The sequence below is a fragment of the Arthrobacter sp. SIMBA_036 genome, from assembly GCF_046535135.1.
GTDB lineage: Bacteria > Actinomycetota > Actinomycetes > Actinomycetales > Micrococcaceae > Arthrobacter.
The window spans coordinates 146,790-171,804 of record NZ_JAWRXG010000002.1 but is presented as its reverse complement, the minus strand read 5'-3'; the positions used below and the strand labels follow the sequence as shown (position 1 = coordinate 171,804).

Here is a 25,015-nt window from a genome sequence, read left to right as displayed (position 1 = left end):
AGGCAAAACCGCCCGCTGATCGGGGAGGCCAGTACATGGAGCGAACTTTCGCACCAGTTACATGGGAGGCCACGCCCGGCCTTCCGGCCGAGCCGCTTCACCATTAGGCCGGGCGACCGCCCGGGGCTGGAGTCGATGTGGCTATTTCAGAGCAACTGCCCGTGATGGATTCCGACGCGAAAAGCGCAACTCCCTCCCGCGCCAAGCGGACTTCAGGCAAAGCGCGGACCGCGACGCCGGCCGCAGGACGCAGCTATGTGATCGACACATCAGTCCTCCTCTCGGACCCGCACGCTCTCCTGCGTTTCGCCGAGCACGAAGTCATCGTTCCGATCGTGGTCATCACAGAACTCGAAGGGAAACGCCACGACCCCGAACTCGGCTATTTCGCCAGGAAAGCCCTCAGGCTCCTGGACGATCTCAGGATCGAACATGGTGGACTCGACCACGCCATACCGATCGGAACGGCCGGGGGACTCCTCAGGGTGGAAATGAACCACATCTCTCCTGAGGTGCTGCCGGCAGGGTTCCGCGGCGGAGATAACGACAGCCGTATCCTGGCTGTCGCCAAGAACCTGGCCAACGAAGGCCACAACGTCACAGTGGTTTCCAAGGATCTTCCTATGCGGGTCAAGGCTTCCGCCATGGGATTGCACGCCGACGAGTACCGCAACGAACTTGTCAAAGACTCAGGCTGGACAGGCATGGCCGAGGTTGAGGCCACCGAGGAAGAAATCACCACCCTTTACGGCCACGAACCCGCCTTCATCCCCGCAGCGGCCGAGCTCCCGGTCAACACTGGCCTCGTCCTCCTCTCCAACCGCGGCTCCGCCCTCGGACGGGTAGGGACGGACAAGCAGGTCCGTCTGGTCAAAGGCGATCGGGATGTGTTTGGGCTCCATGGCCGCTCTGCGGAACAACGGCTCGCCATTGACCTGCTCATGGACCCGTCGGTGGGCATCGTCTCCATTGGCGGCAGGGCTGGAACCGGCAAGTCCGCACTGGCACTGTGTGCCGGCCTTGAAGCCGTGCTGGAGCGCCGCGAACACCGCAAGGTAGTGGTCTTCCGGCCCCTCTACGCAGTGGGCGGCCAGGAACTCGGCTACCTCCCGGGGTCCGAGTCGGAAAAGATGAACCCCTGGGCGCAGGCCGTTTTCGACACCCTGGGTGCGTTGGTCAGCCAAGAGGTCGTTGAAGAAGTCATGGACCGCGGCATGCTTGAAGTCCTTCCCCTCACCCATATCCGCGGGCGGTCACTCCACGATGCCTTCGTGATTGTCGATGAGGCCCAGTCACTTGAGAAGAACGTCCTGTTGACCGTGATGAGCCGCATTGGGCAGAACTCCAAGATCGTCCTCACCCACGACGTCGCCCAGCGCGACAACCTCCGCGTGGGACGGCACGACGGCGTTGCCGCCGTCGTCGAGACGCTCAAGGGGCATCCACTGTTCGGCCACATCACACTGACCCGCTCCGAGCGGTCGCCGATTGCGGCCCTTGTGACGGAGCTGCTCGAAGGGGCTGAAATCTAACGCTCGCGGCCGGTACCTTCCGCAGTCCGGCGAAGGCCAGACATCCTCTGCGTGCTAGCTCGTTCCTCACTTTGACGCACGCTGCCGGATGCCTGGCCTTCGCGATGCCGGACTCAGAGCTTCAGGTAGTTCTTCAGCTCTTCGTGGCCTTGGACTTTTAGGGTCCACTGCGGGCGTTTGAAGGTGTTCGGGGTCAGCCGAACCCGTTGCACCTCTTGGACTTTGCCGCCCCAATCGTCGCGGAAGATGCCATTGGGCCTGTAGCCGAGGCTTGCCGAAACGCCCAAAGACTGCTCGTTCCATACAGCTGCCTCAGACTCCGCCGCTTCAGCGTTCAGGTAATCGAAGGCATAGCTCACGACGGCGGCGCGCATCTCCTTGCCGAAGCCGCGGCCTTGCGCCGGCTGCCTGAGCCAGGAGCCCGTGCCAACGGTTTTGAGGGATGCAAAGTTGTTCGCGGCGATGTCCTGGACACCGAGAAATTCGTCATGGTGCCAGATGCCCAGAAGTAGCGTCCAGGACGCAGGCGTGAAGTTAGCGCGGCAACGCCAGTACCACTGGGCCATGTTGGGCGCCAGTTCATGGCTTGGAAGGTCCGCCCAAGGGGTACTGAAGGGGCTTTTGCCGGGCTGGTGGACACCCGAGCGGGCAGCAGCGACGGCGGCAGGGATGTCTTCGTCAAGGATCGGGCGGAGGCTAAGCCTCGGCGTCGTCAGGGTGAGTCCGAAGGGGGGCCAGAGTTCTGCCAGCGAGGTCATCGCCGTAGCCTAGCCCGTGGCGCGGCCCCGTGCGAGTCATGCGCCTGCCCACGCTGTGCTGGATTGCCGGGTCACGCTTCCGGGATGAAGCTACCGGGATCAGGCCGCCGGGCCGATGTCCCAAGGGATGTGGCGGCGGACATCGGTGAGGTTCATGGACTCGGCCAAGAACAGGTCATCCAACATGTACTCATCGACGCCGAGGATGTTCAGCCAGTGCCCCTTGCCCGCGGAATCGCCGTCCAAGCTCTCGCTGGCTACACAGACTCCCGTGCCGACGTCGACTCTTACCAGGGTCCGTTCGGGGTGGACCAAAGGTTCGGCAGGGTCCGATGGGACGTATGTCCGGCTGGGAGTGACCACAGTTTCGAGTGCGGGACGGCCTTCATGGTCCACCTCGCGGGGCGGTTCCAGGAAGACCCGGTTGGTGTCGGGAAATTCGATGGGTACAGGTGCATTGCCGGCGAGTTCCACAGGATCCAGCGCGGCCGCGAGCCTACCGTTCCCGAAGGAGGGCTCGCCATAGGCCGCCTCCGGGCGACGCCGGACCAGCCCGGCGTCGTCGTACACCGGTGTCACCAAGTGCGCGGGAAGCAACCAGGAGCGGCGGGTGGCGCTGACATAAAGATCATCCCGGGAGTCGTTGATGCCGGTGGTGCTGTGAAGCAACTGGCCATCGGGCGTTTCGAGCCGGAGAGCTCCGGGCCTCCTTAGCCAAGCACGCACCATGGTGGAGCCGTTTCCGGGCCGCTCGTGGTTTCTGGGACGCTCAAGGTACTCGAACCTGAGGGTAGTCCATCTCCACGGCGAAGATCGGCAAAGGTTCCGGAATGTGGAGGATAAGTCGAAAGCGGGTCCGCCTGCACCATATTGGCCCATATCCACAGTTTACCTAGGGTCGAAGTCGGCGAAGAAGGCACATAGGGGGATAGCATCCAAAGGTGATCCGACGACTCTCCGACCTCTGGGATGCCAGCCCGCTGGGCTTCTGGCTGGTGGCTGCCGCGTGCCTGTACTTCCTAGCGATGGCTGTCCGGCTCACGGTGATCGATGTTCGGAGCCACCTGCTGCCTAACCGCATCGTGTTCCCCTCCTACGCCGTGGCGGGAGCGCTCCTGCTCGCGGCCGCAGTTGTTGGATTCTTTGGCGGTACGGACGGAACGAGCAGACTGGGTGTGGCGTTGTTCGGCGTTCCCGGGCTTCGTGTTTTGGCAGGAGGAGCCGCGTTATGGCTCTTCTACTTCGTCCTCAGGGTCATCCATCCACCGGGCATGGGCTTTGGCGATGTCAAGCTTGCCGGCGTCCTGGGCCTCTACTTGGGCTACCTCGGATGGAACCACGTGATGGCGGCCACATTCGCTGCTTTCCTGCTCGGTGGCCTCTGGAGCTTGGCGATACTTGCCGCCCGGCGTGGCACCCTGCGTTCAGCCATTCCTTTCGGCCCCTTCATGCTCGCGGGAGCCGCGCTCGCCATGGTGGTGCTCCCGGCGTAGGGATAGCCTGTCTGCAAGGGCAAGCCTGCCCTGCGACGGGACTTCGGCCATAAGGAAACTGACATCATGGGTGCACCGGAATTTGTGCTCAAGCTGCGGGAAAAGATCGGTCATGACCCGCTATGGCTGCCGGCCGTGCGGGGCGTCGTTTTCGATGACGACGGCAGGGTGCTGCTGGGCCAGCGTGCGGACAACGGGCACTGGGCACTTATCACCGGCATGCTCGAGCCGGGCGAACACCCCGCGCCGGGTTTGGTGCGGGAGATCTTCGAGGAAACGGCCGTGGTGGCGGAAACTGAACGGATCATCGCCATCGGAGTGGTTGGCCCGGTAACCTTCCCCAACGGCGACGTGTGCGACTTCCTCGACATCACGTTCCGCTGCCGATACGTCTCCGGAGACGCTCGGGTGAACGACGACGAGTCCCTCGCCGTGGGGTGGTTCGAGCTGAACGACCTTCCGGACATGAGCGCCGGCAACCTTGAAGCAATAAAGCTTGCCACGGAGCCCGAAGGCCCCGTGGCATACCAGACAGAAGACTGAACCTGCGTGGTACCAGTGTCCGCGTGTGTACGTTCCGTGCCGCGGCCGTCGTCGAGCTTTACGGCACGAGCTTTACGGCACCAGCGGGGCTTTCTAGGCCTTGTGTGCCGGGCGCGTCATGGTGGTGACATCCAGCGCCTTATCCAGCTGCTCCTCGGTTAGTTCGCCGCGCTCGAGGTAACCGAGGGAGACCACTGCCTCACGGACGGTGAGCCCTTCCGCTACGGCCTTCTTGGCGATCTTTGCCGCGGCCTCGTACCCGATGAACTTGTTCAACGGCGTCACGATGGACGGCGAAGCCTCAGCCAGGAAGCGGGCGCGCTCCACGTTCGCCGTGATGCCGTCGATCATCTTGTCAGCCATGACGCGGCTGGTGTTGGCCAGCAGGCGGATGGATTCGAGCAGGTTCGCGGCCATGACGGGGATGCCGACGTTCAGTTCGAAGGCGCCGTTGGTGCCGGACCAGGCAATGGCGGTGTCGTTGCCGATGACCTGGGCGCAGACCATGATGGACGCTTCGCAGATGACCGGGTTGACCTTGCCGGGCATGATGGACGAGCCGGGCTGCAGGTCCGGGATGGCGATTTCGCCGAGGCCCGTGTTGGGGCCAGAGCCCATCCAGCGGAGGTCGTTGTTGATCTTCATGAAGGAGATCGCGATGTTGCGCAGCTGGCTGGAGCCTTCGATCAACCCGTCGCGGTTGGCCTGTGCCTCAAAGTGGTCGCGTGCTTCGGTCAGGGGGAGCCCGGTATCGGCTGCCAGCAACTCGATGACGCGCTCCGGGAATCCTGCCGGGGTGTTGATGCCTGTGCCAACTGCCGTGCCGCCGAGGGGAACTTCAGCGACGCGGGGGAGCGCAGCGTTGATGCGCTCGATGCCGTAGCGGACCTGGGCGGCATAGCCACCGAACTCCTGGCCCAACATGACCGGAGTCGCGTCCATGAGGTGGGTGCGGCCGGACTTGACGACGTCCTTGAACTCTTCAGCCTTACGGTCCAGTGACGCGGCGAGGTGCTCCAAGGCCGGAATCAGGTCGTTGATCAAGGCCGAAGTGGCGGCAACGTGGACCGACGTCGGGAAAACGTCGTTGGAGGACTGGGACGCGTTCACGTGATCGTTCGGGTGGACAACTTTGTCGCTCCCGGCCGCCGAGAGCGCGCGTGACGCGAGCTCGGCGATGACCTCGTTGGTGTTCATGTTGGAGGATGTGCCGGAGCCGGTCTGGAAGACGTCGATGGGAAAGTCGCCGTCGTACTTGCCGGCAGCGACCTCATCGGCTGCCGCAGCGATCGCCTCGGCGAGCTCGCCGTCGAGCACCCCCAGCTCGGCGTTGGCCAGTGCGGCAGCCTTCTTGACGCGGGCAAGGGCCTCGATGTGGGCGCGCTCAAGGGTCTTGCCCGAGATCGGGAAGTTCTCCACGGCGCGCTGCGTCTGGGCGCGGTACAAGGCATTCACGGGCACGCGAACCTCGCCCATGGTGTCGTGTTCAATACGGAACTCAGTGGTGGAAGTCATGGGGCTAGCTTATGGCGATTGGACGCTTCACTGAAAACCCGAAAGGAGTGCTACGTGCTCCGGCACGGAGGCCGGAGCACGTCCTCCTAAAACTCGCCGATCCCTGAAACCAGGTCTGCACGGCCCTCACGGAGCTTGTAGGACAGGCCCACCACGGCTACGCGGCCGTCCTGGATGGCGTCGGAAATCACACGTGAACTGTCGGCCAACCGCGCAGCTGTCTGCTTGACGTTTTCCACCACCATGTCATTGACCTCCGTTTGGTCATTGCGCAGGGCAGTCAGTACAGAGGGCGTAATGCGTTCCACCAGGTCCCGGATGAAGCCACCGGGCATCTGGCCGGTTTCGACTGCGGCTTTGGTGGCTGTCACGGCTCCACAGTTGTCGTGGCCGAGAATCACGATCAGTGGCACACGGAGTTCGCTGATGCTGTATTCGAGGGAGCCAAGCACAGCATCGTCTATCACTTGGCCTGCCGTGCGAACCACGAAGGCGTCACCCAGGCCGAGATCGAAAATGATCTCGGCGGCGAGGCGGGAGTCCGAGCAGCCGAAGATGACGGCGAATGGATTCTGGCCCTCCACCAACGAGGTTCGATGGGAGGAATTCTGGTTGGGGTGCAGGGATTCACCGGAAACAAAACGTTCGTTGCCCTCACGGAGACGGCGCCACGCCAGGGCTGGGGTCAGATTAGTAGGCATGAGCCTTACTTTACGGCGCAGCCCCTGCAGACCGTGAAACTGTTGCGCCTTATTTGGCTGACGCCGTGGGCGACGGCCGGGCGGAGGCGATCGGTGCTTGGTCCGCGGACTTAACGACGGCGGCGGCGAGCGTTGCGAATTCGTCAAGGCTGGCCGTGCCGTTCAAGATCAGCGTGGTGCCACGATAATCCAGGACCATGCTGCGTGTACCCTTGCCCGAGTCCCGTAGTACCCAGTCCTGGCCGCCGGCGTTCCGTGTCCCTGTGACAGGAAGGTTTCCGGCTTGCTGCAATACCCAAGTGGGGTTGGCTTGGTTGGTCTGCGTCAGGCCGATAAAGGCCGTCTTCGGAGTCACGAAGCCGATCTCCCAAGTGGGCACACCTGTGCCGCTGCCGGAGTCCCAGCGGGCGTAGTTCGGCTTGAATGTGTCGCCGGTGTTCGGCGTTACCGGTGTGAATCCCGCCACATCTGCGGCATCATGGGCAATGGCTGTGACATCTACAGGGGGCCGGAAGTTGTCACCTTTGGGTGCCGGGTTCATCAACACCACGGGGAGGAAAGCGAGCACGCACAGCAGCAGGGCAATGATCATGCCGATGACGGAGGCGTTGGCCCGCTTGGCTGCCTTTGCTGCAATCACGGGCTTGTAGGGGGCTTCCGGGGTGTTGCCCTGGCCGTTACCGGCGACGGGAGGTTCACTCCCTGCCACGGACTTGTCCTGCGTTTCGTTCACCCTTCCATGATCCCTTATCGCGGACCGGAACACACAACCGCGCCTGTCCGGACCCACGGCTCAGCTCGTGGTCATCCAATGACCGGCAAGGCAGGCGGCGACTATGATCGTTGGTAGAGGACCCCCGGGTTGCTACGAGCAACCATGTCCGGTCCCTGCATCGTCACTCGAAGAAGAGGTTCATGTGTCTCCTGCGCCAATGACCCAGCAGTATTCCACGATTTCGCCGTCGCTTGCCGTCGGCATCGACGAACCCGACCGCAACCTTGCGCTGGAACTCGTCCGCGTTACCGAAGCCGCAGCCATTGCCGGTGGGCACTGGGTAGGTTTCGGTGATAAGAACAAGGCAGACGGCGCCGCCGTCGATGCCATGCGTTCATTCCTTCAGACCGTCCACTTCAATGGCGTCGTGGTCATCGGTGAAGGCGAAAAAGATGAAGCCCCCATGCTTTTCAACGGCGAGCAGGTTGGTGACGGCACCGGTCCCGAGTGCGACGTCGCCGTCGATCCCATTGACGGAACCCGCCTGACCGCACTGGGCATCAACAACGCCCTCGCGGTCCTGGCCGTTGCTGAGCGCGGCTCCATGTTTGATCCTTCAGCTGTGTTCTACATGGAAAAGCTGGTCACCGGTCCCGAGGCCGCCGACATGGTGGACCTTCGACTTCCGGTCAAGCAGAACCTGCACTTGATCGCCAAAGCCAAGGGCGTCAAGGTCAACCAGCTCAACGTCATGATCCTCGATCGTGACCGGCACCGCCCGCTTGTGGAGGAAATCCGCGAAGCAGGTGCGCGCACCAAGTTCATCATGGACGGCGACGTTGCCGGCGCCATTGCTGCAGCCCGTTCAGGCACCGGCGTCGACGCTTTGATGGGCATCGGCGGCACCCCGGAGGGCATCGTGACGGCATGCGCCATCAAGTCCTTGGGCGGCGTGATCCAGGGCCGCCTGTGGCCGACCTCCGACGATGAAAAGCAAAAAGCGATCGACGCCGGACACGACCTTGACCGGGTCCTCTCCACCAACGACCTCGTCACCTCCGACAACTGCTACTTCGCAGCGACCGGCATTACCGACGGCGACCTCCTGCGTGGAGTGCGCTACCAGAAGGACCGTGTTCTGACACAGTCCATCGTGATGCGTTCAAAGTCCGGCACCGTGCGCTTCGTCGACGCCGAGCACCACGCATCCAAGTGGGAGACGTACGCGCGCAAGGCGTAACTTCCCCCTGTAGCGCGTCTTAGGCGCGAAAGCGCCCCGTTGCACTGCGGCTATCTCCTCGTACCTCGTCGATTTGATGCCGCTGACGCGATGGGGCGCTTTTCGTTGTGGTGTTGCGTTTGTGCCGCGGTTACGGCTTGGTGCGATTTGGGGGAGGGGATCAGCGGCGGACCTTGTCCCGGAGGGCTCTTGCCAGTTGGTAGGCGCCGTAGCGGAGTTTGTTCACTGGGAGGTCCCAGGTGCCGGGGTAGGAGACTTCACGGCCGCCGAAGGACTTCTTGAAAGCTGTGAAGCCCGCCCATTTGTGGTCCGGCTGGTCCTCGGGCGCCACGCCCCACAGGTCAACGTGCTTGAGGCCCTTTTCCTTGGCATCGGCCATCAGCGTGACCAGGAGCGGGATTCCGGCGCTGAGCTTCCGATGGGTGTCATCCAACGCCGCATGGGCGTAAACCCTGGTGTCAGCGGAATCGTAGGCAAACGCAGCGGCAATAGGTTCGCCCTCCAACTCGGCGATGAAAAGCGTTCCAGCACCGGCCGGCAGCAACGAAGCTGCCACTTGGGTGAGGTACTCATCGCTCTGGGGCTTGAAGCCGTTGCGGGCAGCTGTCAGGTGGAGGAAGTGCAGGAGCACCGAGATCTCTGCAGGGTCTTGGGACGCACGGAAGGTAACACCCTTTTTGTGGATGTTCCTGTAGAGGTTCCGGTTGGTTGGCTTCATCCCGGCCAACACGTCCTTGAAGTCACCTTCCAGGTCCACGATCCAGCTGAGCTCGGGTTGCTGGTTGACCGGCGCGGGCCGCATGCCACGCCCACGCAGGATCGGCCCGGCGTCGGCCGCCGTAAAGCCGGCTTGGACAGGCTCCATGCGGATAAAGACGGCGTGCTCGGCTTTCGCCAACCGGACCAAGGCGGCGGTGGCGGCGTCGAAAGCCTCCAAAGACTCGGCAACCGGGCCGTAGGGCGCATAGATGACCTTGCCCGCGGGATTCTTCTCTTCAATGGCGAGGAAACTCCAGCCAGGGCCTGATTGCTCGTGGACACGGCGGCCCAGTGAACGCTGGACGGCGGCCCACGCGGGCGTTTGCAGGAAAAATTCCATAGTCAGTTCCCCAAACCTGTGGTCACGGCGAAGGCGATGCTGGTCTCGGTCGCGCCCTGCACCGGGTGGACATTGACGGGAGCCTCGATGTCCGGGATGAACGCCGCGGCGCCGCGCTCCAGCCTGAGATCGCTCTTGGGCGAATCGAGGACCATGGCGCCGGCAACAACCACGACGACGGCCGGCCCGTTTTGTGCCAACGGCACCGGCACTGCGCCTGGCTCGAGTTCGATGCGCTGGAGCTGGAATTCCTTGAAGGGTGGACGATACAGTTCCTGCCCGAATTCGGTCCCGCTGACGTCCACACGTGGTACGCCGAGGGCCTCGAAGCGGACTGTCTTGAGGAGTTCCGGAACGTCGACGTGCTTCGGTGTGAGCCCACCGCGCAGCACATTGTCAGAGGATGCCATGACCTCCACGCCCAAGCCACGGAGGTACGCGTGGACGTTCCCGGCCGGCAGGTAGACAACCTCACCGGGTTCCAGGCTGACGTGGTTCAGGAGCAGTGAGACAAGGACGCCGGGGTCGCCGGGAAACGCTTGGTTGATCTCCAGCATTGCCGTCAACGTATCAGCGTGGGGCTCCTGCGGTGCCCCGGAGGAGAGGACTGCAACGATCTCCTCGATGGGCTGGGCGGCGTCGGCACCTGCTTGGAGCAGCCGCTGGAACGCGGCCCTCAATGCTGCCGACTCGTCCGGCTGGCCAAGATCGGCAATGACCTCGGTGATGATGTCCGGAACTCTTGCGGCGGCGGAATCAAGGACCTGCGCCAAGTGCTCAAATGTGGCCTTGGATTCGGCGGCCGGCCGGAAGCCACACAAGGCCTCGAAAGGGGTGAGCGCGAAGATCATCTCCGGCTTGTGGTTGTCATCGCGGTAATTGCGGTGGGCCGCGTCGGCAGCAATGCCCTCTGCGTTCTCCCGCGCGAAACCTTCCCTGGCCTGCTGAAGGCTTGGGTGGACCTGCAATGACAGCGGCTGTTCAGCGGCCAGGAGCTTGGTCAGAAAGGGCAGGCGTGGGCCGAACTCCGCCAGGCTTTCGGGCCCAAGGAAATGTACGGGGTCCGAGGCTATGAGAGCGTCGAGCGGTTGTGTGACACCATTCGGGTGGATAGCTGTGGAGGGGGAGTCAGGGTGTGCTCCGATCCATAATTCAGCCTCAGGATCACCCGAGGCCGGCCGGCCCAGCAACCCGGCGATCGCCGTCGTCGAACCCCATGCGTAGGGGCGCAAAACATTTTCGATCTGATACACGACAGAGGGTCCTTATCGTTTGCGGTGAACGGCGGGAAAGAACGACGGGAAAGAGGGACGTACCCGTTATAGCGGGGCGCATTGTCCGTTGGTGGCCACAAGGTTCCGGATGCCTTGCTCGTCGCCTTGGGCTTTGAGTCCGTTGAGCAGCTCCACCGTAATGGGCGTCCCATCGGGCGTGGTGGTCACCGGGGTGAAATCCGATGCCACTTGCTTGGGCACTGCCTGCTTGGGCGCGTTTGCCGGCGCGTTTGCCAGTGCGACCCGGAGCGTCTGCGGAGACGCAGCAGACGCAGTGACGGCGCCATCGGCATGAGGGGTGGCTGCGGCCTGAGGGGCGGCGCCTGCGGAGCCCAGCAGGTCGTGGACCTTGGAGTGGATCACGTCGAAGTCCGGCGTCGTCGAGAAGGCGGCATCAAAGTCGGGAGGTCCGATTGTCATCCGTTTCACCGCCTTGTTCTTCGATTTCAATGCCAGATCCACGAAGCTTCCGAGCTGGCCGGAGGAAATGTTGGACTCAACAACCTTGGTACCCGCGTTGGCTATGTCCTCGAACTTGGTCAACAACGTGGCAGGGTCCAGCTGCTTAAGCATGGCTTGCTGGACGCACTGCTGCCGGGAAATGCGGGCGTAGTCGTCCACGAATTCGCGGGAACGCCCGTACCAGAGGGCCTGGAACCCGTTGAGGTGCTGGTCCCCGGCCGCGATCCAGCCGTCAGGCATTCCGTGGATCCCGTTGGCCTCGTCAATGGTGGGGCCGCTGATGGGAACCCAGCCGCCGGCTTTGATGCGGATTCCGCCCATGGCATCGATGAGTTTGGCGAAACCGTCCATATCAACCAATACGTAGGCTTGCACGCTGATACCCAAGGTGCCCGACACAGCCTCGAGGGTAGCTTGGGCGCCCGGATCAGCAACTCCGGGGTACAGGTCTTGGTATTTGTTGGTGACCTCGGTGTTGACGGCGTTTATCAGGCATTCGTCACCGCAGTTGTAGCCGTCAGGGTAGATCTTGCGCATGGGCGACTGCTCGCTGAACTGGGCGTTCTGGAGGTTGCGCGGTACTGAGATGATGGCGCTGGCGCCCGTTTTCGCGTCGACGCTGATGACGGACAGGCTGTCAGGCCGCCGACCGGTTCGATCACTTCCTGCGTCACCACCCATCATGAGGAAGTTGTAGCGGCCATCCACGGGAGTCATTGCCGGACCGGCGTCGAAAATACTGCCAATTGCGTTGCGGCTCACGTTCAGGACGTACGCCATGTACCCCAGCGAACCGCTGGCAAGGACAGTTGAGCACACCACGACGACGGCGACGATGGGCCGCATGCCTGGCGCGAGCAGGGTGGGCCTGATGATGCGCAAAGTGTTCAGGAAAAGCAGGCCCCAGCCCACGGCCAACGCCACCAGGACCACGATGACCACAAGGGAGGCGACCGGGTGCGTAACGATGCTGAGCACCGCGGATCGATCCACCAAAGCCAGGAAGATCGCAAGTACGGCCACAGCCCAAACCGCCAGGGTGACGCGCAGTGCCAAGCGGCCAAGCTGGCGGTTACCGGCGACTATCTGCGCGCTTCCGGGTATGAAGAGAGTGAGGAGGACCAGCACGAAGGCCCGCTTTGTCCGAACCGGGGCGCTAGCCCCGGAAGGAAAGCGAAGCGGATCAGTCAGCTTGGGGGCAGGCCGATCCGAGGTCTTGTGCACCGTAGTCATCCTCTGCCTTCCTAGGCGGAACTCCGCGCAGATCCGTTGGCGGGGGAGAAGACCTCCGCGACTTTTTGGCGCAGGTTTCCACCCTTCTTCGTGGCCACGTCATTGAGTTCCTGCGCGAAGGCGAGCAGGTCAGCGCGGAGTTTCTCCGCGAGCTCGTCCGTGCCGGAAGCCAACATACGGACGGCAAGGAGTCCGGCGTTGCGCGCGCCCCCGATGGAAACGGTAGCCACCGGAACACCCGCAGGCATCTGGACAATCGACAACAACGAATCCATGCCGTCCAAAGTCTTCAGAGGCACGGGAACACCGATGACGGGAAGGGGAGTCACTGACGCCAGCATTCCGGGGAGGTGCGCGGCGCCACCGGCACCGGCAATGATCACCCGCAACCCACGTTCGTGGGCGGTCTGGCCGTACCGGATCATCTCCGTTGGCATGCGATGGGCTGAGACCACGTCCGCTTCAAAAGGGATGCCAAATTCCGCAAGGGCTTCAGCGGCCGCTTCCATGACGGGCCAGTCTGAGTCCGATCCCATCACCAAGCCGACGAGAGGTGCTGTTTGATCAGATGTCACAATGTCTCCTCAGGGGACGCTTGGGCCGGCATATGGCCGTTGCGGATGATGTTGGCCACCGCGGTGGCGCGTTCCCGAACGGAATCGACGTCGGCGACCGAAGTGCCCACCAAGTTGACGTGTCCGATCTTGCGGCCAGGGCGGACCGACTTGCCGTAGCAGTGGACTTTGGCGGCAGGCTCAAACGCCAGTGCCATGGGGAAAGCTCCGAACAGGTCCTGGTTGTCGCCACCGAGGAAGTTCTTCATGACAGTCACCGGTGCCAAAGCATCCGTAGCGCCGAGGGGGAGGTCCAGGACTGCGCGGAGGTGCTGTTCGAACTGGCTGGTGACGGAACCGTCCTGGGTCCAGTGCCCGGTATTGTGCGGGCGCATGGCCAACTCGTTGATGAGGAAGCCTGCCCCGACGCCCGGCGTCTCGAACAACTCCGCGGCCATGACGCCAGTGACACCGAGGTCGTTTGCGATGCGCAAGGCCGCCTCTTCGGCCGCGGCAGCCACTTCAACCGGGATGTTTTGGGCCGGTGCAATGACTTCATCGCAGACCCCGTCTACCTGGATAGTGTGAACCACGGGCCAAGCTCGGGACTCCCCACCGGGAGTGCGGGCAACGAGGGCTGAGAGCTCGCGGCTGAAGTCCACTTTGGCTTCGGCCAGCAGGGGGCTCATGGCGTCGAACCAGGCGGCGCTGTCCGCGGCGTCGTCGGCGGTGTCGATGATCCTGACACCCTTGCCGTCGTATCCGCCTCGGGGTGTCTTCAGCACCACGGGCCAGCCAATCCTGTTGCCGAACTCCACTAGCTCATCAACGGTGTGTACCGCGGACCACTCCGGGTTGGGCAGCCCAAGGCGATCTATGGCTGCCCGCATGACCAGCTTGTCCTGGGCGTTGACCAAAGCATCAGGGCCGGGCTGGACGTTGACCCCTGCTTCGATGAGGGCACGCAGGTGCTCGGTGGGGACGTGTTCGTGGTCGAACGTGAGAACATCCACCCCCTTGGAGAACTCGAGGAGCGCATCAAGGTTTTTGTAGTCACCGACAGGGGCAGTTGCCACGGCCGCGACCGCTGAAACGTCCTCGCCCTCGGCCAATACCCGGAGTTCGAAGCCCAATGCGGTAGCGGGGGGAGCCATCATTCGTGCGAGCTGGCCGCCGCCAACTACGCCAATCACTGGAAAAGTCACAAGGTTCAGCCTACCGAACCCGCGGCAGGATCCCTGATTCTGCCGCCCCGGTGACACCGTTTACACACCCGGGACCGCCCCCTATCGGGCTTCTCACAGTCCACTCCCGGGTAGCTCTTGGAAATGGGCGCTAAAATGGGTTTGGCCCATCGGCCCACTTTTCAACGGCCATGGAGGGTCATGATCACCACACTTGCAGATCGCATCCGCGGACTGGCTTCGCTTTTTTGGCGCGAAGTCGCAAAGTTCGGCGCCGTTGGCGGTGTTGCTTTTGTCATTGACTCGGCCATCTACATCTGGCTCTTTTCCGGTCCGATGCACGGCAGCGAAGTATGGGCCAAGGCCATTGCGACGATCGTGGCAAGTGTGTTCTCCTGGGTGGCCAACCGGTTCTGGACCTTCCGCCACCGCAAGCAAGCCAACGTGATGCGTGAGGCGGTGTTGTTCGCCGTCATGAACCTCGTCGGTTTGTTCATTGCCTCCGGCTGCGTGTGGGTCGCCAAGTACATCCTGAACTTGAACGACAAGCCTTCGCTCTTCATCGCAGGAAGCGTAGTGGGCCTCATCCTGGGCACCATTTTCCGCTTCTTCGCCTACCGCTTCTGGGTGTTCAACGAGGAGCTGGATTCCGAGCCCGAGTTCTCCAAGGACCACGAACTCATCGACCTGCACCACAAAACGGGCAACCCCGCCACGGGTGAAGTGCCCTCCGTCGAGAAACGCTAAGGACCGCAGGCCGGCTGTCCAGGAGTGGCTGTTCAGGAGCGGCTGTTCAGGAACGGCTGTTCAGGAGCGGCTGACGCGCTCGTTCGCGATCAGGTGGTCCGTGACATCCGTCCCCGGGTGGACGAGCACGACCGAACCATTCACAGTCCATGCCCCGAGGGACGCTGCGAGCCCTGATTCCAAGCCCTCGGAGGCCCGGACCAGGAGCCGCACACCGGGTTCGTCCACGGTGGCGAAGTCCGTCAGTAGGCCGTTGTGTAAGTGGCTGACCGTTCCGCGCACTGCCGGCAGGTCCGGCGTCGGCTCGTTGTGCGCCATGAACACGTCACCGTGTGAGCGGACCTCCGCTGCGTAGTCGACGACGCCGGTCGGCAGATTTCCGGGCCAACGCATTGCCAAGGCGGCAAGGGGTACCGCCACTACCGCATCAAAGCCGGCCCCGGCGTCGTCGGGCGTGTCGGTAACGAGGATATCCGCGGAAGTCCCGTCCATGACGACTTCCATGCCAACTTGCCATGCCGCCAAAGCCCATACAAAAGACTTCCAGTGCGCCGGGACGTCGAGACGAAGTGCCATCCCCGGTTCGGCATCCAGCTCGTCCTGCAGGAGGTTGCTGGTTTTTGCTACCCAGTTGTCCAGGACGCGGCCGGAGAGCTCAACGCGTTCGGAATCAGGGCCGTACCAGGTGAGCCTCGGGGAGGTGGACTGGCCCGACCTCAGGGTTGTCATCAGGTCAACTGCCGGGATACTCATGCGCCCATCTTGCCACGCTCCACTTCACCCTTCACGCTCCAATTCGATGCGAAGCTGCAGGACATGCCGCGCGCACGGCGCATTCTGCAGCGAGACCCCGAATCGGGAAAGTCAGTCTCCTTAGGGGTACTGTGATTTGCCCCACACCCCTTGTTTCGAGGCGGAGATGGGCCGCGGCGTCGACTTGCAAATTCCCCGATAATTCAACGGAAGTTCATGGGATCTGATGCAAGACTTCCATTTCCCGCGAAGTTGCAAGGGCGGCGTCGTTCAAAAACTCGGGCGTGGCGCATCCCACGTTTGTCCGGAATCTTGATTATTATCCCGTCGCGGCTTGACTGCCGCTAGTTACACGCGTGTAATTAGTAATCAACGCCGCTGCACAGAGGACCGGGTCACTGCCGGGAATCGGAATCCATCCACGCAGCAGCTGCAAAATCAGGAGGGACGCCATGGGGCAAGCGTTGCGTATCCAGGAAGATGCAGTCGTCGCAGGACATGCGTCGGTGAAGTACCGTTCGCGGGAAGTACCGGGGGATTGGTACGTGGACCCGGCAGATCCGGAGGCGGCAAGCCGTTACAACCAGAACGTGCAGCAGTCACTCGAGGACCAGGCAACTGCCCTCTTGGCTGAACATGAGGCGTTGATCGGAGACCTGCCTGCGGGTCCCGATGATGACGTCGACGATCCTCCCATGGAGGTGCGCCGTCCCACCGAAACCCCCTCCCAAGCTGTGTGGATCGGGCTTCCCGGCCAAGGTGACTTCGATGACGAAGGTGAACTGGGCTGGCAAACCGACGCGCTGTGTGCACAGACCGACCCCGAGGCCTTCTTCCCTGAAAAGGGTGGCTCCACGAGGGACGCCAAGAAAGTCTGCGGGGCGTGCAACGTCCGTTCCCAGTGCTTGGAGTACGCGCTCACCAATGACGAGCGGTTTGGTATTTGGGGCGGCCTCTCTGAGCGGGAGCGTCGTCGGCTTAGGAAGCGAGCGGTCTGATTCTCAAGGAAGTTCACGTTACCGCCGTCGTGGTTTCCCACGACGGCGGCAACTATCTCCCCAGGACACTGGCGGCACTGTCGAACCAAACACGTACGCCGGATGCCGCCATTGGTGTTGACGCAGGATCCTCGGACAACTCGCTGGCATTGCTCCGCGAAGCTTTGGGCCCGGGCCACGTCATGTCATTCCACCCGCCGGCGAAGTCCGGATTCGGCGCCGCCGTGATGGCTGGACTTCAGGACCTCGCCCCGGCCCCGGACAGCGGCGGCCAACCAGCCGGCGTCGTCCACTGGGTGTGGTTGCTGCACGATGACGCCGCACCGGCGGCGGACGCCTTGGCTGAGCTGCTGCATGCCGTGGAACGCGCGCCGTCGGTTACCGTGGCAGGCTGCAAGCAGCTCGGTTGGGACAACGAACGGCATTTGGTGGACGTGGGCTTGTCTACGAGCCGCTGGGCTGAGCGCCTCACGCTGATCGACGCCGATGAAGTCGACCAAGGCCAGCACGATAACCGCACGGACACCTTCGCTGTTAACTCCGCCGGAATGCTGGTCCGCAGGGACGTATGGGAACAGTTCCAAGGCTTTGATCCGGCACTGCCAGGAAGCGGCGACGACGTCGACTTTGGCTGGCGGAACTGGCTGGCCGGAAACCGCGTGATTGTGGTCCCCAGCGCGCATATGTTCCATGTGGAGCACCGGCCCAACGGCTTGGGCACCTCCTCCGCCGCGCGGAAAGCCCAAATCCACATGCGGCTTAAGCACGCGCCATGGTGGAACGTCCCCTTCCAGGCCTTGGGCGCCCTCCTTGGCGCGATGATCCGACTCCTGCTGAGCATCCTGGTCAAGGAACCGGGCTATGGCTTCTCGCAGTTCACCGCCACGGTCGCAGCTTTGATGCGGCCGGCAGCTGTACTCCGCGCCCGTCGTGTCGCCGCAAAGACGCGGCGGGTGCCACGGTCCCTTGTCCGGAAGTTGCAGAAACCAACACGTGAAGTCCGTGCCAACAGGCGATCCCTGCTGGAAGCTATCCGGCCCGCGGATGATTCGCCTGTTTCGGACCTCTTGGCGCCGGAGCCCAGTGGCGACGCCGCTGACGACTTCGCAGCCCTGGCCACCAATGAGCGCGGATGGGTGGGAACGGGCGCAGTAGCTGCGGCGTTGCTTGCCCTGGCCGCCGCACTCGTGGGCCTCCTGGGACTTGTTGGATCCGGTTCCGTGGCGGGCGGGGCATTGCTCCCGCTGTCCTCCGCCGCCGGATCTGTTTGGGCCAACGCCTCCGCATGGTGGATTTCATTGGGAGCCGGATTGCCTGGCCACGGGGATCCGTTTGGTTACGTCCTGTGGCTCCTGTCTTTGGCCGGCGGCGGGGCCGGGAATGGAGCCATGGTGTGGCTCTTTGTTCTGGCGCTTCCTCTTTCAGCGGTGGCCGCATGGTTCGCCGCGGGTGCCCTCACCAGGTTGCGGCGCTTCCGGGTCATTGCGGCCTTGGCCTGGTCCGGAGCCCCGTCACTCCTGGTGGCGGTCAATGAGGGCCGTGTGGGTGCGCTGCTTGCCCACCTGTTGATGCCGTTGCTGCTGCTGGCACTGCTGCGGGCCTGCGGTGCCGCGATTGATCAGCGGCACTCCCCGGGACAGCGCCAGCTGGGCCAGCGGACAGTCCGAGTCAAGAAACCGGGAATCAACGGAGTACCGTCATGGACTGCTGCTGCGGCGGCGGGGCTCGCCATGGCAGTAGTCACCGCGTCAGCGCCCTCCCTCATAGCGCCCATCGTGGTTTCGGTGGTACTCGGTGCTGTGATATTGGGCCAGCGGGGTAAGACCCTGTGGTGGTCCCTCCTTCCGACTATTGTCTTGTTCCTGCCTTACGCGATCTCCGTCCTCGACCGGCCCCGGGCTTTGCTGGCCGATCCCGGCCTGCCTCTCGCTTTCAACGCTGCGCCTTTGTGGCAGCAGCTTCTTGGCCAACCATTGGCGTTCGACGTCGACGGCGGCCTGACGGGCCTGTCCGTCTTCGGACCCGGTTCTTTCCCCTGGGCCTTGGTGTTGGCCTGCCTCATTGGCGTGCCGGTGTTGCTCCTGGCTGTTATCGCCCTTTTCCTCCCGGGGCGGCGCACCGCGCTTGTCCGCGTGTTCTGGTTGGCAGCCTTGGCCACGCTGGCGAGCAGCTGGCTGGTAGGCCACCTGGCGACCGGGATGAACAATTCCGTGATGGTGGGCCCATTCACGGGCCCGGCTATCTCTGCGGCTGGCATTCTGCTGCTGTGCGCGGCGTTGCTGGGTGCCGAAAAACTCTTCGCAACCGGTGGAGCCAGCACCACCAGGTCCGGGCGGAAGCCGGCCTTACGCCGTGTAGCTTCCGGCTTGATAGTGGCACTCATGGTTGCCGGGCCCTTGGCATCCATGACTGTTTGGGCTGCCCAGGCTGTGTTGATGCCCTCTCCGGGCTCCGGAGCCGTCCCCACGACCCGTGCATCTCTCGGTGTTGCCCGCCAGGTGTGGCCCGTGGACCACGCCACCTTGCCGGCCACCGCCGTCGACCTTGGCCACGGACCCGAGAAGGCCCGTACTCTGGTCATCACCAGCGGCGAACAGGGCACCTTCACGTCGTCGCTGATGAGGGGTGAAGGCACCACGATGGATAGCCTCTCCACCATTGCATCAGCCCGCACGATCATCGGCCCTCCGGGGCGTGAGGAAGCTGCCGCGGACGATCCCGCCACCACTTCCTTGCGCAGGGCGGTGGCCACCATCGTTGCAAGTACGGGTGTGGACCCCCGAGCCGATCTTGAGCAGCTCGGCGTTGGCTTTGTGGTGCTGAAGGCCGCCGATAATGCCGCGCAGTTGACCGCCAGCAGGATCGACGCAGTCCCAGGGCTCGTCGCCGTAGGCCAGACCGACGCCGGTTGGCTGTGGCGTGTTGTCTCGCGGAACCAAGCCGCTTCCACGGCCGCCGATACAGCCCACCGGGCCCGCATCGTGGACTCAAAAGGCGCAACTGCGGGCTTCCTCCCGTCCGAGGATGTTGCCGTCAACGCTCCAGTGCCTGCCGGCGACGCCGGCCGCATGGTGGTTTTGGCTGAGAGGTCAGATCCCGGTTGGAGTGCCTCGATTGACGGTCACCAGCTGAAGGCCACCACCTCGGGATGGTCACAAGCATTTGAACTTCCCGCTGGCGGTGGACACCTCGAGGTCCGCTATACCAACCCCTGGGCGTTGTGGTTGGGCATCCTCCAAGTCGCCGTGATCGGACTGACCGTATTGCTTGCCGTTCCAGTGCCCGCTCGACGCACGCGGACCGGCATGTCGAGGGATGAAGTTTCCCTCCGTAAGGAGTACAGCAATGTCTGACGAGCTGAACAGCGCCAACGACGCCGGTGACGTGCCGGGCGCCAAGGCCAGCAGCGCCAAGGCCAGCAGCGCCAAGGCTGAAAATGCCAAGGCCAGCAGCGCCAAGGGGCCGGGCAAAACGGAGTCCAGCGGGTCCAGTCGCGCGAAAGACTCAGGCTCGCGCAAGAAAGGATCCCGTACGTCCCGCAAGGGCGTAATCGTTGGGGTGCTCTCCGGCGTCGTGATCCTTGCTGCAGGGGGAGCGGCGGTTGCTGCTGCGTCGGTGTTGCCCGGCCCGTCCGGTGGTAAAACGCTGAATGTACCGCAGGCGGATGTCCCGGCAGGCCAAGCGCTCGGAGTTTGCCCGGAACCGGCGCGGCTGCTCAATGGGAGCGTCGTCGGCACCGATGCCGCGTTCAGCCCCGTATCGACCACGGCAACCAGTGCGCTCAACGCCGTGGTGCTGAGCAATGCGGCCGGCGTCATTCCGGGAAGTAAAGTGACCGCCCTGTCCGGCGGTGCGGTGGCGGAGATCGCTAAGGCACCCACGGCCAGTCCGACGCCGACCACCGGCCCTCCGGTCCTGGCGGCAGCTTTGGCCTCCATCAGTCCGGTGACGTCCGCAACCGTGGTGGGCGCTGATCCCATCGGCAATGAGCAGGCATCCATGGCCGCAAACGTCACGTACTCCGCCACGGACGGTGATCTGCGCGGGCTTGCCTCAGCGCAGTGCCAACAGCCCGGCAACGATGCTTGGATCCTTGGAGCGAGCACGTCAGTTGGCCGCACCGCTGTGCTGAATGTCAGCAATGCCTCCTCAACCCCGGCCACGGTGAACCTTGATCTGTTCGGGAGCCAAGGGCAGATTCAGGCTGCTAATGCTCGCGGCCTCTTGGTGGCCCCAGGAACAACCCGATCCATCAATCTCGGGGGACTGGCCCCTGGGCAGACCCAACTTGCGGTCCATCTCCTCAGTACGGGCGGCCCGGTTGCCGGAACCATTCAACAGAGCGTCCTGCGGGGGTTGGTTCCTGGCGGCGTCGAGTACTTGTCCCCAGGCGCTGCGCCCTCCAACCTCCAGGTGATGTCCGGGGTCAATATCCAGGACACCGCGGCGATCAAGGCGCTCGGCGGCAAATCCGACTTCGCGGATGCCCTCCCCGCATTGCAGCTGGCCGTTCCCGGATCCGCTGACGCGGTCATCCAGGTTCACGTCTACGGCGCCAACGGCGAGCGTCAGATTCCCAACGGGGGAGTAGTGACGGTGAAGGGCGGCACCGTAGCGACACTGAACCTGGACGGACTGCCGGCCGGGACGTACTCGGTGGGCGCCAGCTCGGATGTGGCTTTTGCTGCCTCAGCCCGGGTGACACGGGGCGCAACAGTGAATGATCCAAGCGACTTCGCTTGGTCGCCGGCCTCCGCACGGCTCGGCAGCCAGCATCTCGTGGCGGTCCCTCGGGACGGCAACGCGTCGTTGACCTTCGGCGTTCCCGTAGGTCGTGGAACGGTCAGCTACGCTCCGGTGACAACGGACGGGAAGATCGGCAAGGCCATTTCCGTGGATATGTCCGGAGGGACGACGTCGTCGATCGATCTGCCGGCGAAGTCCGGAGCGTCTGCCGTGGCGGGATACGTCGTTTCAGCCTCGGGCGATCCGGTCTATGGCGCGCTCCTCCTTGGTAAGGACGGCCGAAACGATGTTTCGGTGGTTGCCATCCCGGACGCAGCCGCTGGACTTGAGAAGGTGCCGGTTTCAGTCGGTTACTGATAACGACGGCGGTAGACAGGGTCAAGCGTCTCCGGCGGGACGCCGAGCATTTCTGCCGTGTACTCCACCACCACGTCATGCACCAGGTCCTGGAGTTCCTCGCGATTGGTTGAGCCCTGCTCGACAACCCGCCGGTACACAGTGATCATCGGTGCTTGGCCGCGGCCTCCGGGCGTGTAGGACCCCATGGGTGCGGGGCCGCCTTTTGCGACCAGCACCTCAAGGTCAGGTGGGATCTCGTCGACGGCGAAGAGTACGCCGTCGAGTTGCTTTCCCCACATGTCCTGCAGCCGTTCCGCTGAGTCCAGCACCATGTCATCAAAGCGCTCGGAGCGCGAACGGAAACCGGGAAGGTTCGGGAGCATCAACTCGCCGCGCAGTCCCCGGCCATGGCGGTTTCGCCTGCGCCTCCGGAAACTGCGGCCCGGGCCAGCGCTTTGCTCCGCCTGATCGCCACTGGCGTCAGTCCCCTCTGCGTCAGTCCACCGGAGGGTGAATCCGGGAACGTGTGGCTGTGACTGCATGTATCGACTTTAGTCCGGAGGGACCGGCAACGCGACATCATCAGGCCGGAACGGCAAGAGTGCCGTCCCCGCGGAAATTCTTGCGCGGGTCACAGCCCCCAATGCACAAGGTAGGTCTCCATAAGCGCTAATCTGGGGTGTTGTGGGTGCTATCCGTCAGTGTTCAAGATCAGCCTGCCGCCAGTCTGCGGTGGCCACTTTGACGTACGTGTACGCAGACTCCACGGCCGTTTTGGGCCCCCTGGCCACCTACGCCGAGCCGCATGCCTATGACCTTTGCTCCCAGCACGCCGGCAGCCTCACGGTTCCTCGTGGCTGGGAGGTCCTGCGTTTGGCGATGCCGGCCACCAGGCCTGAGCCTGGTCCGGATGACTTGCTTGCTTTAGCAAATGCTGTCAGGGAGGCCGCCTCGGCAGCTCCGGAGACCGCCGCGCGGCACAGCCACCCGCAGATTGAGCCGCCGGCTGCCGCGGAAGGAACCCGCCGCGCCCACCTGCGCGTACTCCGCGAACCTTCGTAGTTCTTACCCACTGAGGCAAGTCACGCGAGGCGTCGTCACCGCGTCGCTGCAGGTGGAGGGAGGGCCGCGAGCCTGGGACGCAATTCGTCGTCCGCGGACCAGGGGAGGGACTGCGCGGTAGGCTGGGATCAGCAGATAAGTCCACCTAGCGTGCCACCACGGCGCCATCCAGGGAGCATCATTTATGCCAAAGGTCAGTCCTGAACTGTTGTCCATCCTGCGCTGCCCCGTGACCGGTTCCCCACTGGTCCAGGAGGGGGAAGAATTGGTCTCCACCGAGCCGGGAGCCGACGGCGAAAAGCTCCGCTACACGATGGAGGACGGCATTCCGTTGCTGCTTCCCCCGGAACTTTTGGCAGCCGCGAACGCTGCCGGCTCCAGCCACACCGATTCCCAGGCCTGAACGGCTTCCCCTCCACATCCGCACGTCCGGTTAATCCCTAAGGAACTTCCATGACTTTCGACTTCAAAGTGGCTGACATTTCCCTCGCGGAGGCGGGCCGCCACCAGATCCGCCTTGCTGAGCACGAAATGCCCGGCCTGATGTCACTCCGGGCGGAATTCGGAGCGGAGCAGCCGCTGAAGGGTGCCCGGATCGCCGGATCGTTGCACATGACAGTGCAGACTGCGGTCCTCATCGAGACCCTCACAGCCTTGGGTGCCGAGGTCCGTTGGGCTTCCTGCAACATCTTCTCCACGCAGGACGAGGCCGCGGCCGCCGTCGTTGTCGGTAACGGTACGCCGGAAGACCCGCAGGGTGTCCCGGTCTTCGCTTGGAAGGGCGAAACCCTCGAAGAGTACTGGTGGACCGCGGAGCAGATCCTGACGTGGCCCGGCGCGGAGACCAATCCCGAACTCGTTCCCAACATGATTCTCGACGACGGCGGTGACGCCACGATGCTGCTGCACAAGGGCGTGGAATTCGAAGCCGCCGGTGCAGTGCCGGCAGCCACCGAGGAAGATCCTGAGGAATACATACTCATCCTTGACCTCCTACGCCGCACATTGGCCACCGACCCGCAAAAGTGGACCCGGCTGGCGGCCCGCATCGAAGGCGTCACGGAAGAAACCACCACCGGCGTACACCGCCTGTACCAGCTTGCCGAGCAGGGCAAGCTGCTTTTCCCGGCCATCAACGTGAACGATTCCGTCACTAAGAGCAAGTTCGATAACAAGTACGGCATACGCCACTCCTTGCCGGACGGGATCAACCGCGCCACCGACGTCCTCATGGGCGGTAAGGTCGCCGTCGTCTGCGGCTATGGCGACGTCGGCAAGGGTGCCGCAGAGGCGCTGCGCGGACAGGGATCGCGGGTGATTGTCACGGAAATCGACCCCATCTGTGCCCTGCAGGCCGCCATGGACGGCTACCAGGTTGCCAAACTGGAATCCGTCCTGGCGCAGGGCGACATTTTCATCACCACCACGGGCAACAAGGATGTCATCATGGCCGAGCACATGCTCGGCATGAAGAACAAGGCGATCGTGGGCAACATCGGCCACTTCGACAATGAAATCGATATGGCCGGATTGGCCAAGCTGCCCGGTGTGAAGAAGGTGGAAATCAAGCCGCAGGTCCACGAGTGGGTCTTCGACGCCGGTTCAGATGACGAACGTTCCATCATCGTCCTGTCCGAGGGACGCCTCCTCAACTTGGGTAACGCCACCGGTCACCCGTCCTTCGTGATGAGCAACTCGTTCGCGAACCAGACCATTGCGCAGATTGAGCTGTGGACCAAGAGGAACCAGCCTGCGGGCGAACGTGAATACCAAAAGCAGGTTTACGTCCTGCCGAAGATCCTGGACGAGAAGGTGGCGCGCCTGCATTTGGACGCCCTGGGCGTGGAACTGACCGAATTGAGCAAGGACCAGGCAGACTACCTCGACTTGGACGTCGCTGGCCCCTACAAGGCGGAGCACTACCGCTACTAGGACCGCGGCGGTCCGGCTGTGCATTGTTCCTGTGCCTTATTCGCTTGACGAATCATGCGGCGTCGACGGTCCGTCCGTCGGCGCCGCATAATGACAGCGAGCTTACAGTTGCATTTCAATCTGGCCGCGGCCGGG

The 25,015-nt window shown here is 63.4% G+C and carries 23 protein-coding genes; 11 read left to right on the top strand and 12 right to left on the bottom strand.

Annotated elements, in window-relative coordinates; genetic code table 11:
- Positions 1-137 precede the first annotated feature (137 nt).
- Positions 138-1,532: a PhoH family protein gene (locus tag SB659_RS03485; RefSeq protein WP_410549494.1), complete on the top strand. Its 1,395-nt coding sequence runs from the start codon at positions 138-140 to the stop codon at positions 1,530-1,532.
- 113 nt (positions 1,533-1,645) lie between these two features.
- On the opposite strand, the gene SB659_RS03480 is transcribed toward SB659_RS03485, so the two are convergent.
- Together SB659_RS03480 and SB659_RS03475 are read right to left on the bottom strand one after the other, a co-directional pair.
- The gene (locus tag SB659_RS03480) at positions 1,646-2,290 is read right to left on the bottom strand and encodes a GNAT family N-acetyltransferase (protein WP_410549493.1); all 645 of its coding nucleotides are present in this window, start codon (positions 2,288-2,290) and stop codon (positions 1,646-1,648) included.
- Positions 2,291-2,389: 99 nt separating this feature from the next.
- On the bottom strand, positions 2,390-3,169 hold the full coding sequence (locus SB659_RS03475; RefSeq protein WP_410549492.1) for a hypothetical protein: 780 nt from the start codon (positions 3,167-3,169) through the stop codon (positions 2,390-2,392).
- Between the two features lie 62 nt (positions 3,170-3,231).
- On the opposite strand from SB659_RS03475, the gene SB659_RS03470 reads away from it, so the two are divergent.
- Positions 3,232-3,783 carry a prepilin peptidase gene (locus SB659_RS03470; protein ID WP_410549491.1) on the top strand — a complete coding sequence of 184 codons (552 nt, stop codon included), beginning with the start codon at positions 3,232-3,234 and terminating at the stop codon, positions 3,781-3,783.
- A gap of 66 nt (positions 3,784-3,849) precedes the next feature.
- Positions 3,850-4,326 (top strand): NUDIX hydrolase, encoded by a 477-nt coding sequence (locus tag SB659_RS03465; RefSeq protein ID WP_410549490.1) that lies wholly within the window; start codon positions 3,850-3,852, stop codon positions 4,324-4,326.
- Positions 4,327-4,419: 93 nt separating this feature from the next.
- Here SB659_RS03465 and SB659_RS03460 read toward each other — a convergent pair whose 3' ends face one another.
- From SB659_RS03460 to SB659_RS03450, 3 genes are all read right to left on the bottom strand, one after another.
- Positions 4,420-5,841, bottom strand: coding sequence for a class II fumarate hydratase (locus tag SB659_RS03460; protein WP_284977671.1), 1,422 nt, complete (start codon positions 5,839-5,841; stop codon positions 4,420-4,422).
- Between the two features lie 86 nt (positions 5,842-5,927).
- Positions 5,928-6,542 (bottom strand): carbonic anhydrase, encoded by a 615-nt coding sequence (locus tag SB659_RS03455; RefSeq protein ID WP_284977672.1) that lies wholly within the window; start codon positions 6,540-6,542, stop codon positions 5,928-5,930.
- Positions 6,543-6,591: 49 nt separating this feature from the next.
- Positions 6,592-7,275, bottom strand: coding sequence for a DUF4245 domain-containing protein (locus tag SB659_RS03450; RefSeq protein WP_284977673.1), 684 nt, complete (start codon positions 7,273-7,275; stop codon positions 6,592-6,594).
- 199 nt (positions 7,276-7,474) lie between these two features.
- Here SB659_RS03450 and glpX point away from each other — a divergent pair, with 199 nt between their 5' ends.
- A complete protein-coding gene (gene glpX, locus SB659_RS03445; RefSeq protein WP_284974391.1) occupies positions 7,475-8,497 on the top strand; it encodes a class II fructose-bisphosphatase in 1,023 nt (340 codons plus the stop codon).
- Between the two features lie 160 nt (positions 8,498-8,657).
- Here the strand turns inward: glpX and SB659_RS03440 are convergent, their stop codons facing one another.
- From SB659_RS03440 to SB659_RS03420, 5 genes are all read right to left on the bottom strand, one after another.
- The gene (locus SB659_RS03440; protein WP_284977674.1) at positions 8,658-9,596 is read right to left on the bottom strand and encodes a lipid II:glycine glycyltransferase FemX; all 939 of its coding nucleotides are present in this window, start codon (positions 9,594-9,596) and stop codon (positions 8,658-8,660) included.
- A gap of 2 nt (positions 9,597-9,598) precedes the next feature.
- Positions 9,599-10,849 (bottom strand): mannose-6-phosphate isomerase, class I, encoded by a 1,251-nt coding sequence (manA, locus tag SB659_RS03435; RefSeq protein WP_410549489.1) that lies wholly within the window; start codon positions 10,847-10,849, stop codon positions 9,599-9,601.
- A 66-nt stretch (positions 10,850-10,915) separates the two neighbouring features.
- On the bottom strand, positions 10,916-12,565 hold the full coding sequence (locus SB659_RS03430; RefSeq protein WP_410549488.1) for an LCP family protein: 1,650 nt from the start codon (positions 12,563-12,565) through the stop codon (positions 10,916-10,918).
- Between the two features lie 11 nt (positions 12,566-12,576).
- Entirely contained in the window at positions 12,577-13,101 is a 525-nt protein-coding gene (purE, locus tag SB659_RS03425; protein WP_284977851.1) for a 5-(carboxyamino)imidazole ribonucleotide mutase, read from the bottom strand.
- Positions 13,102-13,136: 35 nt separating this feature from the next.
- On the bottom strand, positions 13,137-14,324 hold the full coding sequence (locus SB659_RS03420; protein WP_410549487.1) for a 5-(carboxyamino)imidazole ribonucleotide synthase: 1,188 nt from the start codon (positions 14,322-14,324) through the stop codon (positions 13,137-13,139).
- Positions 14,325-14,504: 180 nt separating this feature from the next.
- Between SB659_RS03420 and SB659_RS03415 the strand changes: the two genes are divergently transcribed.
- Positions 14,505-15,050, top strand: a complete 546-nt coding sequence (locus SB659_RS03415; RefSeq protein ID WP_284974396.1) for a GtrA family protein — start codon at positions 14,505-14,507, stop codon at positions 15,048-15,050.
- Positions 15,051-15,110: 60 nt separating this feature from the next.
- Here the strand turns inward: SB659_RS03415 and SB659_RS03410 are convergent, their stop codons facing one another.
- Positions 15,111-15,803, bottom strand: a complete 693-nt coding sequence (locus tag SB659_RS03410; protein WP_410549486.1) for a TIGR03089 family protein — start codon at positions 15,801-15,803, stop codon at positions 15,111-15,113.
- Between the two features lie 452 nt (positions 15,804-16,255).
- Between SB659_RS03410 and SB659_RS03405 the strand changes: the two genes are divergently transcribed.
- From SB659_RS03405 to SB659_RS03395, 3 genes are read left to right on the top strand one after another with little or no spacing between them, the layout of a single operon-like run.
- Positions 16,256-16,801 (top strand): WhiB family transcriptional regulator, encoded by a 546-nt coding sequence (locus SB659_RS03405; RefSeq protein ID WP_284974398.1) that lies wholly within the window; start codon positions 16,256-16,258, stop codon positions 16,799-16,801.
- A 29-nt stretch (positions 16,802-16,830) separates the two neighbouring features.
- Positions 16,831-20,154, top strand: a complete 3,324-nt coding sequence (locus SB659_RS03400; protein WP_410549485.1) for a glycosyltransferase family 2 protein — start codon at positions 16,831-16,833, stop codon at positions 20,152-20,154.
- Positions 20,147-21,904 carry a DUF5719 family protein gene (locus tag SB659_RS03395; RefSeq protein WP_410549484.1) on the top strand — a complete coding sequence of 586 codons (1,758 nt, stop codon included), beginning with the start codon at positions 20,147-20,149 and terminating at the stop codon, positions 21,902-21,904. Before SB659_RS03400 ends, SB659_RS03395 begins: the two co-directional genes overlap by 8 nt.
- On the opposite strand, the gene SB659_RS03390 is transcribed toward SB659_RS03395, so the two are convergent.
- Entirely contained in the window at positions 21,898-22,428 is a 531-nt protein-coding gene (locus SB659_RS03390; protein WP_284977680.1) for a metallopeptidase family protein, read from the bottom strand. The genes SB659_RS03395 and SB659_RS03390 overlap by 7 nt on opposite strands.
- A 142-nt stretch (positions 22,429-22,570) precedes the next feature.
- Here SB659_RS03390 and SB659_RS03385 point away from each other — a divergent pair, with 142 nt between their 5' ends.
- From SB659_RS03385 to ahcY, 3 genes are all read left to right on the top strand, one after another.
- Positions 22,571-22,948 (top strand): DUF3499 domain-containing protein, encoded by a 378-nt coding sequence (locus SB659_RS03385; RefSeq protein WP_284977681.1) that lies wholly within the window; start codon positions 22,571-22,573, stop codon positions 22,946-22,948.
- A 184-nt stretch (positions 22,949-23,132) separates the two neighbouring features.
- Positions 23,133-23,351: a Trm112 family protein gene (locus tag SB659_RS03380; protein ID WP_284977682.1), complete on the top strand. Its 219-nt coding sequence runs from the start codon at positions 23,133-23,135 to the stop codon at positions 23,349-23,351.
- A gap of 50 nt (positions 23,352-23,401) precedes the next feature.
- Positions 23,402-24,880: an adenosylhomocysteinase gene (gene ahcY, locus SB659_RS03375; RefSeq protein WP_410549483.1), complete on the top strand. Its 1,479-nt coding sequence runs from the start codon at positions 23,402-23,404 to the stop codon at positions 24,878-24,880.
- The last annotated feature ends 135 nt before the right edge of the window (positions 24,881-25,015 follow it).